The organism is Sandaracinaceae bacterium (assembly GCA_020633055.1).
Classification (GTDB): Bacteria; Myxococcota_A; Polyangia; order Polyangiales; family Houyiibacteriaceae; genus JADJJE01.
Window position 1 is genome coordinate 230,748 of record JACKEJ010000012.1, and the last position, 12,493, is coordinate 243,240.

14 protein-coding genes are annotated in these 12,493 nt (G+C 68.4%); 6 read left to right on the forward strand and 8 right to left on the reverse strand.

Features of this window, described 5'->3' with window-relative positions; translation table 11 throughout:
* Positions 1-2: 2 nt before the first annotated feature.
* The 8 genes from rlmB to H6726_27375 form a co-directional block, all read right to left on the reverse strand.
* Complete coding sequence (rlmB, locus tag H6726_27340) at positions 3-770, reverse strand: 23S rRNA (guanosine(2251)-2'-O)-methyltransferase RlmB (protein ID MCB9661391.1); 768 nt, start codon at positions 768-770, stop codon at positions 3-5.
* Complete coding sequence (pyrF, locus tag H6726_27345) at positions 767-1,501, reverse strand: orotidine-5'-phosphate decarboxylase (GenBank protein MCB9661392.1); 735 nt, start codon at positions 1,499-1,501, stop codon at positions 767-769. The genes rlmB and pyrF overlap by 4 nt, the downstream gene beginning before the upstream one ends.
* Positions 1,502-1,526: 25 nt before the next feature.
* Positions 1,527-2,291 (reverse strand): hypothetical protein, encoded by a 765-nt coding sequence (locus tag H6726_27350; GenBank protein MCB9661393.1) that lies wholly within the window; start codon positions 2,289-2,291, stop codon positions 1,527-1,529.
* 116 nt (positions 2,292-2,407) lie between these two features.
* A complete protein-coding gene (locus H6726_27355; GenBank protein ID MCB9661394.1) occupies positions 2,408-3,427 on the reverse strand; it encodes an MCE family protein in 1,020 nt (339 codons plus the stop codon).
* Positions 3,424-4,182 (reverse strand): ATP-binding cassette domain-containing protein, encoded by a 759-nt coding sequence (locus tag H6726_27360; GenBank protein ID MCB9661395.1) that lies wholly within the window; start codon positions 4,180-4,182, stop codon positions 3,424-3,426. Before H6726_27360 ends, H6726_27355 begins: the two co-directional genes overlap by 4 nt.
* A gap of 2 nt (positions 4,183-4,184) precedes the next feature.
* Entirely contained in the window at positions 4,185-5,006 is an 822-nt protein-coding gene (locus tag H6726_27365) for an ABC transporter permease (protein MCB9661396.1), read from the reverse strand.
* A gap of 7 nt (positions 5,007-5,013) precedes the next feature.
* Positions 5,014-5,805, reverse strand: a complete 792-nt coding sequence (locus H6726_27370; protein ID MCB9661397.1) for an ABC transporter permease — start codon at positions 5,803-5,805, stop codon at positions 5,014-5,016.
* Positions 5,802-6,536, reverse strand: coding sequence for an ATP-binding cassette domain-containing protein (locus H6726_27375; GenBank protein ID MCB9661398.1), 735 nt, complete (start codon positions 6,534-6,536; stop codon positions 5,802-5,804). The genes H6726_27370 and H6726_27375 overlap by 4 nt, the downstream gene beginning before the upstream one ends.
* An 84-nt stretch (positions 6,537-6,620) precedes the next feature.
* Between H6726_27375 and H6726_27380 the strand changes: the two genes are divergently transcribed.
* The 6 genes from H6726_27380 (at position 6,621) to H6726_27405 (ending at position 12,491) form a co-directional block, all read left to right on the forward strand.
* A complete protein-coding gene (locus H6726_27380) occupies positions 6,621-8,546 on the forward strand; it encodes a protein kinase (protein MCB9661399.1) in 1,926 nt (641 codons plus the stop codon).
* 46 nt (positions 8,547-8,592) lie between these two features.
* Positions 8,593-9,429 carry a secretion protein gene (locus tag H6726_27385; protein MCB9661400.1) on the forward strand — a complete coding sequence of 279 codons (837 nt, stop codon included), beginning with the start codon at positions 8,593-8,595 and terminating at the stop codon, positions 9,427-9,429.
* Positions 9,430-9,616: 187 nt separating this feature from the next.
* The gene (gene ndhC, locus H6726_27390; GenBank protein MCB9661401.1) at positions 9,617-9,976 is read left to right on the forward strand and encodes an NADH-quinone oxidoreductase subunit A; all 360 of its coding nucleotides are present in this window, start codon (positions 9,617-9,619) and stop codon (positions 9,974-9,976) included.
* Positions 9,964-10,551: an NADH-quinone oxidoreductase subunit NuoB gene (gene nuoB, locus H6726_27395; protein ID MCB9661402.1), complete on the forward strand. Its 588-nt coding sequence runs from the start codon at positions 9,964-9,966 to the stop codon at positions 10,549-10,551. Before ndhC ends, nuoB begins: the two co-directional genes overlap by 13 nt.
* A complete protein-coding gene (locus tag H6726_27400) occupies positions 10,548-11,261 on the forward strand; it encodes an NADH-quinone oxidoreductase subunit C (protein MCB9661403.1) in 714 nt (237 codons plus the stop codon). Before nuoB ends, H6726_27400 begins: the two co-directional genes overlap by 4 nt.
* Positions 11,262-11,270: 9 nt before the next feature.
* Positions 11,271-12,491: an NADH-quinone oxidoreductase subunit D gene (locus H6726_27405; protein MCB9661404.1), complete on the forward strand. Its 1,221-nt coding sequence runs from the start codon at positions 11,271-11,273 to the stop codon at positions 12,489-12,491.
* Positions 12,492-12,493: the final 2 nt, after the last annotated feature.

The window sequence follows — 12,493 nt, forward strand, 5'->3', positions numbered from 1 at the left end:
GCCTACCCGCGAACTGCCGTGTCCGCAGCGTTCGTGCGCGCGGGGCTCATCTGACGGCGTGCTTCGGACAGCGCGATGCCGGCCGCCACCGAGGCGTTCAGCGACTCGGCCTCCCCGCTGATGGGGATGCTGGCGATGACGTCGCAGCGCTCTCGCACCATCCGGCGCATCCCGTCTCCCTCGGAGCCGATCACCACCACGCGACCCTCGGGGGCTTCGGGTAGAGCGTAGATGTCCGTGTCCCCGTCGCCGTCCAGCCCGACGATCTGGAGGCCCTGATCGCGCAGCGTCATGAGCGTGCGCTGCAGGTTGGTCACGCGCGTGATGCGTGCGCGCTCCGTGGCGCCGGCCGAGACGCGGACCACCACGGGCGTGACCCCCACGGCGTTGTGCTTGGGGACGAGGAGGCCATGAGCCCCGAAGGCGACGGCGCTCCGCACGATGGCACCGAAGTTGTGCGGGTCGGTGAGGTTGTCGAGGGCGACGAGCAGCGGGCACGGCCCCGCTTGGGCGAGGAGCTCGGAGAGCTCGACGTAGGGGTACTCGCCGGTGATGGCGACCACGCCCTGGTGGCGCACCCCCTTGCTCAGCTCGTCGAGCACCGCGCGCGAGCGCTCCTCGACGCGTACCTTCGCCTTCTCGGCCAGGGCGCGCAGCTCCCGCAATGAGTCCGAGTCGGCCTCGTGCACGTAGACCACGTGCACCTGTTGGCGCGCCCCGCCGCGCAACGCCTCGGCGACGAAGCGTGGGCCGGTCAGGATGCGCTTCATCCTCGCGCCTCGAGCGCGCTCCCGATCTCCGCCACGACCGCGCGCGCTGCTTGGACGGGGTCTTTTGCTTCGCGGATGGGGCGGCCGACCACCAGGTAGTCCGCGCCAGCCGCGATGGCGCTGGTTGGCGTGGCCACGCGCTTCTGGTCGCCCACCTCGGCGCCGGCCGGACGCACGCCGGGGACCATGAGGGTGGGGGCCGACCCGAGCGCGGCCCGCAGCGCGGGCACCTCCAGAGGGGAGCACACCAGCCCACCGACGCCGGCCGTCACGCTGAGCTCGCCCAGGCGCGCGACCGCCGCCGCCGCGGGCCCTAGGAGGCCTATGTGATCGAGCTCGGCGTCGTCCATGCTGGTCAGCACGGTGACGGCGAGCAGCGTGGTGTCGCCGGCCTCCTCGGCCACCGCGCGCAAAGCGGTCGGTCCCGCCGCCGCATGCACCGTGAGGAAGCGCACCCCCATGCGCGCCGCAGATGCTGTGGCTTTCGCCATGGTTGCAGGGATGTCGTGCAGCTTGAGGTCCAGGAAGCACTCGGCTCCCGCGTCGTGGACGGCACGCACGGCGTCGGGTCCGGCCGCAGTGAACAGCTCGAGCCCCACCTTGAACACGCCGACCTCGGCGCGCAGCTGCTCGATGAGCCCACGCGCGGTGACTAGGTCGGCGACATCCAGCGGAAAAACCAAACGCCCACGAGGGGAGGTCGTGGGCGCTCGTTCGAGGTCTCGGCTCATGCCAGGGGGCTTACCCCGAGGGGGATCAGAAGTCGAGGCCGCTCAGCGGGTTGTTGGAGCCGCTCATCCCGCTGCTCGTCATGCCCGACGAGGAGGAGGACGAGCTGCTGCCGCGGCTCCGGCGCCCACCGCCGCTGCTGCCGCCCGACGAGCCGCTCATGTTGGCCGCCGCTGCCGCCGCCGCGGCCTGCGCCTGGGCCGCCGCCTCGCGTGCAGCCTGGGCGTCCGCTTGGGCACGCTCTGCCTCCGCGTTCAGACGGGTACGTTCGGCCTCACGCGCCGCACGTTCGTGCTCGGCCTGCTCCGCCGCCACGCGGGCCGCCCGCTCACGCTCCTCCAGCTGCGGCTTGACCACGCCGAAGTAGGCGCCGACGCCGCCGCCCACCACCAGCAGGATGATGCCGACGATGATGCCCGGGTGGACGCCCTTCTTCTTCTCGGCCTCGATGGTGGCGAGCTTCTGCTCGTGAGCCAGCAGGCGGGCCTGTTCCTCGGCGCGCGCCGCGGCTTCAGCCTCGAGGCGCACACGCAGCGCACCCTCTTCGGCCTCCCGGCGCAGGCGCTCTTCCTCTTCACGCGCGGCCCGCTCAGCCGCGGCGCGAGCCTCCTCTTCCGCCCGGATGCGTGCCTCTTCGGCCGCCTTCTTCGCGGCGGCCTCCGCCGCGATCCGCTCCCGCTCCGCCTGTGCGGCCGCCGCGGCGGCTTCCGCCTCCGACTGGATGCGGTCCTCCTCGAGGTTCATCAGCTCCTTGAGGTTGAATAGGACGGAGGATTCCTTCTGATCGGACATCGGTAACGCTGCTCCGTGGGTCGAAAAACGCGGCGACCCGTCAACTAGTTTGCAGGGGGGGATGCTTCGTGTCAACGCCTTCGCGGCGCCAGGCGTCGGCCCTTTCGGGCCGAATTTCACTCACGCCAGAACAGCTTCCACGGGTTGTGCTTGAGGTCCCGCAGCATCTCCTGGACGTCGTCGTAGATCTCCTCGTCCATGAGCATGGCGCCGACGGTGCCACGCCCCTGGCGGATGTGGGTGACGATCTGCTCGGCGTCTTCCGTGATGCCGGTGGCCCGGTGCGAGATGTCCGACACATCCGCGATGGTGCTGCGGATCTGGGCCTGCTGCTCCTCGCCGAGCATGTCCAGCAGGTCGTCCACCTTGCCGGCGATGCTGCGCGCATCGGCCAAGAGTGGGTCGATGTCGCGGTTGATGCTGCTGGTGATGCCATCCACGTTGCGCAGGGTGCGCTGCACACGCGGGCCCGTGATGAGCTCGTTGGCGTTCCCGAGCAGATCGTTGGTCTGGTCGGTGGCCGTCTCGATGTTCTGCATGATGCGGTCGATACGGTCGCCGTGGCGCGTGAAGATGCCGTCCAGCGAGCGCACCATGTTGGCGGCCGCGGAGAGCAGTGAGTCGAGCTCCTCGCGGTTGTCGCGCAACAGACCGTGGATGTTCTCGAGCAGCTCGAACATCATCGCGAACGCCTGGTCCATGCGCGGGGGGTCGATGCCCACGAGGATGTGCCCGTCGGCGACCACTGGGCGGTCCTGGCTGCCGGGGTCGATGGCGATCAGGCTCTCACCCACGATGCTGGTGGAAGTGACGTACACACGCGCGTCTTCGTGGATGCTGCTGAAGTACTCGTCTTGGATTTGCAGGCGGATGCGGATGAGCGGGCTCCGACCGGTGGCCGGGTCGAGCTGGCCACCGCGGTACTCGATCTCCTCGACGCGACCCACGCGGATGTTGCCGATGTTGACGGGGGCGCCGCCCAGCACGTTTCCGGGGTTGTCGAAGTCGATGTAGAGCGTCTTGACGTCGCCGCCAGGGCCCCCGCGGAGCGCGATCACGAACACGCCGAGCAGCGCCACTGCGACCAGGATCAGCAGGCCGACGCGCACCTCGAGGGACATTCCACCTTTACTCATAGCTCTATCGGCCCTTCCGCCTCTCCCCTGATGAACTGCCTCACCACGGGGTCGTCGGTGTTTTCGAAGTCCGCCCACGTACCGAGCAGGCGAACGGTTCCCTTATACAGCATCGCGATGCGATCCGAGATCGACTCGATCGACACCAGGTCGTGACTGACGACGATGCTCGTCACGCCCACCACGTCGCACAGCTCGCGGATCATCTGGTCCACGCGGCGCGCGCTGATGGGGTCGAGCGAGGTGGTCGGCTCGTCGAAGAGCACGTACTCCGGGTCCAGCGTGAGCGCGCGGGCGATGGCCACGCGCTTGCGCATGCCGTCCCCGAGCTCGGCCGGGTAGGCCTTGGCGAAGTCCTGCATGTGGACCTTCTCGAGCTGCACCATGGCCTGCTCGAGGGCCTCGTTCATGCTGAGCCCTTTGTGCTTGCGCAGGGGCAGCGCGACGTTTTCGACCGCGTTCATGGAGTCGAACAGCGTCGAGTTCTGGAACACCATCGCGCAGCGCATGCGGACCGGGTACATCTCGGTCTCCGACTTGCGGCTGACCTCGTTCTCCGGCTTCTTCTCACCCAGGTAGATGTTGCCCTCGTCCGGGTAGAGCAGGCCGATGAGGTGCTTGATGAGCACGCTCTTGCCCACGCCCGACCCGCCGATGATGAAGAAGCACTCCCCCGTGCCGATCTCGAGGTCCACCCCTTTCAGGATGACCTTCGGGCCGAACGCCTTGTGGATGTTCTCGAAGATGATGGACATGATCAGGCGGGGAGCAGGACGTAGCCGACGGCGCTGAGGATGAACTGCCAGACGATGATGCCGAACAGGGAGCCGACGACCGCCTCCGTGGTGGCGATGCCCACGCCCTCGGAGCCACCGAAGGTGCGCAGCCCGCGCTGGGAGCTGACGATGGCGATGGTGCCGCCGTAGGTCACCATCTTGAGCAACCCCAGGATGACGTCACCCGAGGTGAGCATGCTGAGGTTGAAGAAGGTGTTGGGGTTCACATCGAAGCTGACCATGGCCACGAGCATCCCCGAGCCGATGCCGACCGCGCCCCCGATGCAGAGCACCACCGTGCCCATCACGACGGCCGCGATGAAGCGTGGCACGACCAGGAAGTCGACGGGGTCCGCCGCGCTCATGCGCAACGCGTCGGTCTGCTCGGTGACCACCATGCTGCCGATCTCGGCCGCGATGCCTGCGCCCACACGCGTGGCGAGCGGCATGGCGCCCACCGAGGCGATCAGGTCGCGGACCTGCAGCTTGAGGAACGTGGCGCCCAGGAGCGACATGTCCGGGATGATCTTCTTGGTCTGCAGGCCCATCTGGTAGGCCACGATGGCGCCGATGAACGCCATGGTGACGCACATGAAGAACATCGAGCCGTTGCCGATGGCGAACATCTGCGCGGCGATGTCGCCCTTCTCGCGCTTGCCGCGCACGCAGTAGTAGAGGGTGCGGCTGAAGACACCCACCAGGTCTTTGATCTCGCGCGCGTAGAACTCGAGCTGGCTGTCCTCGACGTCGTCGTCGTGGTCGTGCGGTTCGTGCGCTTGGGTCTCGGCGGTGGCAGTGCTCATGCGCGCGTCAGTCCATGATGAAGGTGGACAGGTAGTCCGCGATGAAGACGCCGCTGGCGGCCGCCACGACCGACGCGTTGACGGAGCGGCCGACGCCGGGCGCGCCACCGCTGGTGGACAGGCCGTAGTAGCAGGAGTTCAGCGCGATCATGATGCCGAACAGGAAGGCCTTGATGACACCCACGGCGAAGTCCCAGATCTCGAGCCGCGGGAGCGACGAGTTGAGGAACAGCATCCAGTTCACGTCCAGCATGAAGCTGGCCATGCCCATGGCGCCCACGATGGCGAGGAAGTCGCCGATGACGCACAGCAGGGTGAGGATGATGACGATGCTGATGGCCCGCGGGACGACCAGGTAGCCGATGGGGTCGATGGCCAGGGCCCGCAGGGCGTCGAGCTGCTCGGTGACCGCCATGGTGCCGAGCTCGGCCGTGTTGTTGGCCCCCACGCGCCCGTTGAACATCAGCGCCATGAGCAGCGGGCCGATCTCGCGGAAGGTGGTGTAGATGGCCGACCAGCCGACGAAGCTGCGCGCGTTGTAGCGGATGACCAGCGGCGCGGCCTGGATGACCATGATGGCGCCGACGAAGAAGGCGGTGGCGGCGAGGATGGGCAGCGACTTGACGCCCATGCGGTACATGTTCCGGAAGAACTCGTAGCGGTCGATCTTCCACGGCAGCGAGCGACGCAGGATCTGACCCGCCATGATGGCGATGCCACCCGCCTGCCCGGCGATCCCGAGCAGCGTGGCGCCCACCCGCTCGGGGATGGCCAACGTAGCCGACGTTCCGTTGCTCATAGGGGGCCCTCTGTCTCGCCGCGGATGAACTGATGCACGTAGGGGTTGCGCGAGGCCCACGCTTCTTCGAGCGTCCCGTCGAAGATGAGCTCGCCGTTGAGCAGCATGCCGACACGGTCGGCGATACTCAAGACCCGCTGGATGTCGCTGGAGACGACCATGACGGTGCTGCGCTGCTCCCGCGCCTCGTCGCGGATGAGGTTGCAGATGCGCTGGCTGGTGACCGGGTCGAGCCCTGCGGTGGGCTCGTCGTACAGGATGTAGGGCGCGCGGATGATGGTGGCCCTGGCCACGCCGATGCGCTTCTTCTGCCCGCCGGACAAGCTGTTCGGGTTGCGATCTTCGAAGCCGGGGAGGGACATGCGCATGAGCCGCTCGGCCACGCGCTCCTTGATCTCTTCCTCGCTGATGTTGTCGAACAGGCGGCGCAGCGGGAACGCGATGTTGTCCCCCACGCTTTTATCGAACAACGCGTAATTCTGGAAGAGATAGCCGATCTTCTTGCGCAGCTGCGCGAGCTTCAGCTCGTCGTGGAAGGTGACCTCTTCCCCGTCGATCCACACCTGCCCCGTCTCGGGCGTGAGCAGGCCCGCGATGGTCTTGAACAGGACGCTCTTGCCCGCCGCACCAGGGCCGATGAGCGCGTAGATGCACTCATGGGGAACTTCGAGGGAAACCCCGCGCAATACAGGGGTTTTGAAGCGTAGATGGATGTCGTGGACCTTGATCACCGTATCAGGACGCGCGCGGCGGAAGCGGAGTGTACAAGTTTCGTTTCAAAAAGATAGCTCCGACGTCGTACCCTGTGCGTGGCCATGACCGACCCCTCCATCCCATCGCTGCCAGCGGGTACCCTCGTCCTGAACCGCTTCGAGGTCGTGGCGTTCGCGCACGCCGACTCGCTCGGGGCGCTGTACCGCGCCAAGGACACGAAGACCCAGCGACCGATCGCGCTGCGCGTGTTCCGGCCCGCGTACATGACGGAACCGGTCGTGGCAGCCCTCAAGAGCGCCGTGCGAGCGGCCACCAAGATCCGCCACCCCAACGTGGCCAGCACCTTCGGCCTCGGGCTGGCGCTGGGCGCGCACGTGCTGGCGTTCGAGTGGGTCGAAGGGCAGACGCTGGCGGCGTGCCTCGCTGGGCGCGACGGAAAGCCCGTGTCGCTGCATGGCGCCGCGCAGGTCATCCATGCGGTGTGCGAGGCGCTCGAGGCGGCCGAGGAGCACGGTGACGGGGCTCCTCATGGCGCGCTGCGTCCAGACGCGGTGTGGATCGGACAGAACGGCGTCGTGAAGGTGACGGAGTTCGGCGTGGCGGACGCGCTCGTGCGCTCGCTCGGCATCGCGGTCCTCCCCCCCGCCGAGCAGACCTGCATGGCGCCGGAGGTGAAGGCTGGCGGCACGGCGACGCTGCAGTCGGACGTGTTCTCCGTCGGGGCCATCACCTACCAGCTGCTCACCGGGCGCTCCACCGCGCAGGGCTTCGTGCCGCCGTCGAAGGCGCATCCAGACGCCACGGCCGAGATCGACGCGTGGCTGCTGAAGTGCCTCGCGCCCGACCCGGCCAACCGCTACGCGATCTTCGACGTGGTGCGCGAGACGCTGGACGAGCTGGTCCAGCACGCGCCGCCTCCGGGACCCACGGACGACTTCGGCGTGGCGCTGCGTGAGGCCGGCGTCGCGGGTCGCACATCGCTCGTCGCGCCCGAGCCGCCTGCTGGCGATCGCCCGCAGGTTGGCGCTCGCGTCTCGTTGGACCAGGGCTTTCGGCCGGACGCGGCGCCAGGTGGCGCGGCACCTTCCGCGATCGTGGACCTCGGCGCGCTGCTGGCGCAGGTCACGGAGAACGACTCGCAGCGCTGGATCGTGGTGAAGGACGGGCTCGACCACGGGCCGTTCTCGGGCCGTGAGCTGGTGCGCATGCTGGCGGCGGGTGAGGTCACCTCGGCCCACAGCGTCATGAACATGGACACGGGCGAGCGGAAGCCCGTCACTGCGTGGCCCGAGTTTGCGGACTTCGCGTCGCAGCGCGAGGCCAAGGTCAAGCAGGAGGCCACCGCGGTGGCCGTGGAGAAGGTGGCGAGCTCCGAGAAGCGCGCAGGCCGCACCAAGGTCCTGGTGGCGGGCGGGCTCATCCTGGCCGTGGTCGGCGGGGGCGTCGCCTTCGCGCTGACGCGCGACGCGAGCGAGTCCGAGCGCTTGGCCCAGGCCGATCTCGACGGACTCTACGAGATGGGCGAGATCGAGATCGAGGGCACGGCCGAGACCCTGACCGATCCGCACGCGGGGGGGCACCGTCGCGGCGGCGGCGGGCACGGCGGTGGCGGGCACGGCGGAGCCGGTGGCAGCGGCGGAGGGGCTGGCGGCGGCGAGTCTGGCGGGGGCGGCGGTGGTGGCCTGACCTACGAGGAGGCCATGAACCGCGCCGTCGAGATGGGGGACATCAGCGGCGGCGGCTCTGGCGGTGGACAGCTCACGTCTGCCCAGGTCGCGGCCACCATGAATCAGCACGTCAACCGCATCTATGGCGCGTGCGTGGTGCCCGAGCAGGGGCGCGGCGGCAACCTCAACGCGGTCACCATCGACATCGCCATCCTGGGCAGCGGCCAGGTGCAGGGCGCGAGCACTCCGCAGGGCAGCTCGGAGTTCAAGGCGTGCGTCAACCGTGTGGTGCGTGGCATCCGCTTCCCCACCTTCGGGGCTCCCCGGATGGGTTCACGCTATCGGTTCAACGCGCGCTGACACGGTCCGCTTGCGCGTCACGCACGTGTAGGCCATTCACGCACTCATGCGTACATGGTCGGAGGTTGGTCGAGGGGGGCGCGTGGGCGCCATGTTCGGGGTGGTGTGGGCGACGCTGTGTGGGTCGGGGTGTCAGGCAACCCTGGAGAGCGGGCTGGACGAAGGTCAGGCGGACGCCGTGGTCGTCGCGTTGCACACCCAGGGGATCGGCGCGGAGAAGGTGGCCGGCGCGGGCAACGACGCTGGCTTCGAGATCCAGGTCAGCACGGAGGACGTGGGGCCGGCGCTGCGTGTTCTGCGGGAGGCCGGGCTGCCAGCCGCTCGTGAGCCGGGCATCCACGAAGTCTTTGGCGCCGGTGGCCTCATCCCCACCGCCACCGAAGAGCGCGCGCGTCTGGCCATGGCGCTGGCCGGAGAGCTGGCGGCCACCCTCGAGCGCATCGACGGGGTGCTGGACGCCAGGGTGCACGTTGCCCTGCCGGACCGGCGGCTGGGGCTCATGGATGACGCCCCCCAGCGGCCCCGGGCTTCGGTGCTCCTGAAGCACCATCGGGGCGACACACCCTATGAGGAGGCATCCGTGCGGTCCCTCGTGGCGGGGGCGGTGGACGGGATGCTGCCCGAGGACGTGTCCGTCATGGCCGTCATCGCCCCGCCGCCGTCTGATTCGCGGCAAGCGCTGGTCTCTTTCGGTCCCGTGTCGGTGACGCGGGGGTCCGCGTCCGCGCTGCGAGCGATCGGGATCGCTGGGTTGGCGGGCTACGCCGCCCTGGCCTTGGTCCTGCTCGTGGTCGTGACACGCGCTCGTCAGCGCGTGAGGGTCCTGGAAGCGAGCCTGGCGACCGCCCTCGAGGCCGGCGCGGCGGTCGCGGCGGCCGAATAGGGGAGGGGCCCGAGAGGGGGGCCCGGGAGCGAAGCGCCGGCCCCGAAGAGACCTTCATTGACACCCGGAAGCCAGGGTACTATCACCATGCCGCTCGAACCTGGGCCCCCTCGCGAAGTGCGTGAAAACGTGCCGCGACGCCCCGGTCGAAGGCCGAAACCACCCCTCAACCGGAGCGCTACGCTTCATGTTCGCCGTCTATCTCCCCGTGTTCATCATGCTGGGCGTGGCCACCTTGGTCGCCGTCGGCATGTTCACGGCCACCTCGCTGGCCGGGCCCAAGAACATGACCGCGGAAAAGGCCATTCCGTACGAGTCAGGGTCCGAAACCACGGGTGCCAACCACATCAGGATGAGCATCAAGTTCTACCTGACGGCCATCCTGTTCGTGGTCTTCGACATCGAAGCGGTCTTCCTCTACCCGTGGGCGGCCATGTTCCGCAGCCTCGGGTGGCTCGGCTTCGTCGAGATGCTGCTGTTCATCGTCATCCTGGGCGTCACCCTCATCTACGCCTGGAAGAAGGGAGCCCTCGAATGGGAGAGCTGAACCAACTCAAGGTCATCGGTGGCGCGAGCGGCGAGAGCTTCTTCACCACCAAGTTCGACGCGCTACTCGCGTGGTCGCGCAAGTGGTCCCTCTTCCAGTACCCGTTCGCCACGGCCTGCTGTGGCATGGAGTTCTTCCAGGTGGCCGGCCCGCGCTACGACGTCGCGCGCTTCGGCGCCGAGGCTCCGCGCTTCAGCCCCCGCCAGTCGGACGTGCTCTGGGTGGTCGGCACCATCAGCCAGCGCCAGGGCCCCGTGCTCAAGCGCATCTACGAGCAGATGGCCGACCCCAAGTGGGTCATCGCGTTCGGCACTTGCGCCAGCTGCGGCGGGTTCTACGACAACTACACGACCATCCCCGGCGCCGACAAGGTCATCCCGGTGGACGTGTTCATCCCCGGCTGTCCCCCGCGCCCCGAGGCCGTGCTCGACGGGCTCATGCTCCTGCAGGAGAAGATCACCAACGGCAACCGCGAGCCCGCCGTCGTGCTCCCGGCCGAGGTGCCCCGGCAGCTCAAGGAGCGCGTGGGTGAGATCCCGGTGGCCAGCGCCACCAAGACGGGAGGCCACGGATGAGCAAGGCAGTGATTGCACGCCTGAAGACGCAGTTCGGTGACAAGGTCCTCGCCAGCAGCGACTTCCGCGGCGACGACAGCGCGACCGTCGCGATGGGCGACTGGGTCGCGGTGGCCACCTTCCTGCGCGACGACGCGCAGCTGAAGATGGACATGTTCACGGACATCACGGCCGTGGACTACCCCGAGCGCGAGCCGGACGAGCCGCGCTTCGAGCTGGTGCTCATGGTCCGTTCGCTCGAGAAGAACCACCGCGCCATCCTGAAGACCAAGGTGGCCGACGGCGCCACGCCACCCACGCTCACTGGCGTCTGGGCGGGCGCCAACTGGGGTGAGCGCGAGGTCTTCGACATGTTCGGCATCCGCTTCAAGGATCACCCCGACATGCGCCGCATCCTGATGTACGACGAGTTCGTCGGGCACCCGCTGCGCAAGGACTACCCCATCGACCGTGTGCAGCCCATCGTCGAGTACCGCGACGCGACCGACATGGCCAAGCTCGCGCCCTTCGGCATCGAAGAGGGTCAGCCCTTCGCGCGCATCGACTGGGAGGCGCGCCTCGGTGCGGACAAGCCCACGCAGGTGAGCCCCGCCATCGCCCAGCAGCAGGGCCAGACGCGCACGCTCAGCGACAGCGCCGCCGCGCAGCTGTTGATGGAGAAGCTCGCCGCCAAGCGCGCCGCCGAGAGCGCAGAAGCCCCGCAGGAATAGGAGTAGAACGTGGAGCCAGCCGACGACATCCTGCTCGACGACGACGCTGCCCTCGAGCTCCCCTCGGAGCCGATGCGCCTCAACATGGGTCCCTCGCACCCGGCCATGCACGGCACCATCCGCATGGTGCTCGACCTGGACGGTGAGATCGTCCAGAACGTGGACGTGCAGCCGGGCTACCTGCACCGCGGCTTCGAGAAGAGCTGCGAGCGGGGCACCTGGGCGCAGGTCTTCCCGTACACCGACCGCCTCAACTACGTCTCGCCCATGTGCAACAACGTGGGCTACGCGCTGGCGGTGGAGAAGCTGCTCGACATCGAGGTGCCCGAGCGCGCGCAGTACTACCGCGTGATGCTCTCCGAGATCGCGCGCATCTGCGACCACTTCACGTGCAACGGCGCCGCGGCCATGGAGCTCGGCGCGTTCACGCCGTTCCTGTGGATCCTCAAGGTGCGCGAGTGGCTCTGGCACATCCTCGAGGCCGAGACGGGCGCGCGCATGACGCACAGCTTCGCGCGCATCGGCGGCATGGCGGCGGCGCCCACCCCCGGCTTCAAGGCGGCTGTGCGGCACCGCATCCCCGAGGTGCGCAAGGTCATCGCCGAGACCGAGACGATGCTGGCCAAGAACCGCATCTTCCTCGACCGCACGCAGGGCGTCGGCATCCTCACCAAGGAGCGGGCCATCGCGCTCGGATGCACGGGCGTCATCGGCCGCGCGGCGGGCATCCCGTACGACGTGCGCAAGGACAACCCCTACCTGGTCTACGGCGACCTCGACTTCGAGGTGCCCATCGGGCAGGACGGCGACAACTGGGACCGCTTCAGCGTGCGCTTCGAAGAGGTGCACCAGTCGCTCCGCATCCTCGAGCAGTGCCTGGACAAGATGCCGGACGAGGGGCCTGTGTCCGTGTCCGACCCGCGCATCACGCTGCCGCCGAAGAGCGCGGTGTACTCGACCATCGAGGGCACCATCGCGCACTTCAAGCTCATCATGGAGGGCCTCAAGCCCCCCAAGGGCGAGGTCTACAGCTTCACCGAGGCCGGCAACGGCGAGCTCGGCTTCTTCATCGTCAGCGACGGCAGCGGCACCCCCTACCGCATCCGCGTGAGGCCCCCCTGCTGGTACAACCTGCAGGCGGTGCGCGAGATGATCATGGGCGACATGATCGCGGACATCATCCCAACGTTCGGGTCGATCAACATGATCGGCGGCGAGTGCGATCGCTGAGG

Coding starts and splice junctions, on each gene's coding strand:
- H6726_27370 (MCB9661397.1), bottom strand. CDS start 5,805: ATGAGCAACGGAACGTCGGCTACGTTGGCCATCCCCGAGCGGGTGGGC.
- H6726_27350 (MCB9661393.1), bottom strand. CDS start 2,291: ATGTCCGATCAGAAGGAATCCTCCGTCCTATTCAACCTCAAGGAGCTG.
- nuoB (MCB9661402.1), top strand. CDS start 9,964: ATGGGAGAGCTGAACCAACTCAAGGTCATCGGTGGCGCGAGCGGCGAG.
- H6726_27355 (MCB9661394.1), bottom strand. CDS start 3,427: ATGAGTAAAGGTGGAATGTCCCTCGAGGTGCGCGTCGGCCTGCTGATC.
- pyrF (MCB9661392.1), bottom strand. CDS start 1,501: ATGAGCCGAGACCTCGAACGAGCGCCCACGACCTCCCCTCGTGGGCGT.
- H6726_27385 (MCB9661400.1), top strand. CDS start 8,593: ATGCGTACATGGTCGGAGGTTGGTCGAGGGGGGCGCGTGGGCGCCATG.
- H6726_27380 (MCB9661399.1), top strand. CDS start 6,621: ATGACCGACCCCTCCATCCCATCGCTGCCAGCGGGTACCCTCGTCCTG.
- ndhC (MCB9661401.1), top strand. CDS start 9,617: ATGTTCGCCGTCTATCTCCCCGTGTTCATCATGCTGGGCGTGGCCACC.
- H6726_27365 (MCB9661396.1), bottom strand. CDS start 5,006: ATGAGCACTGCCACCGCCGAGACCCAAGCGCACGAACCGCACGACCAC.
- H6726_27400 (MCB9661403.1), top strand. CDS start 10,548: ATGAGCAAGGCAGTGATTGCACGCCTGAAGACGCAGTTCGGTGACAAG.
- rlmB (MCB9661391.1), bottom strand. CDS start 770: ATGAAGCGCATCCTGACCGGCCCACGCTTCGTCGCCGAGGCGTTGCGC.
- H6726_27360 (MCB9661395.1), bottom strand. CDS start 4,182: ATGTCCATCATCTTCGAGAACATCCACAAGGCGTTCGGCCCGAAGGTC.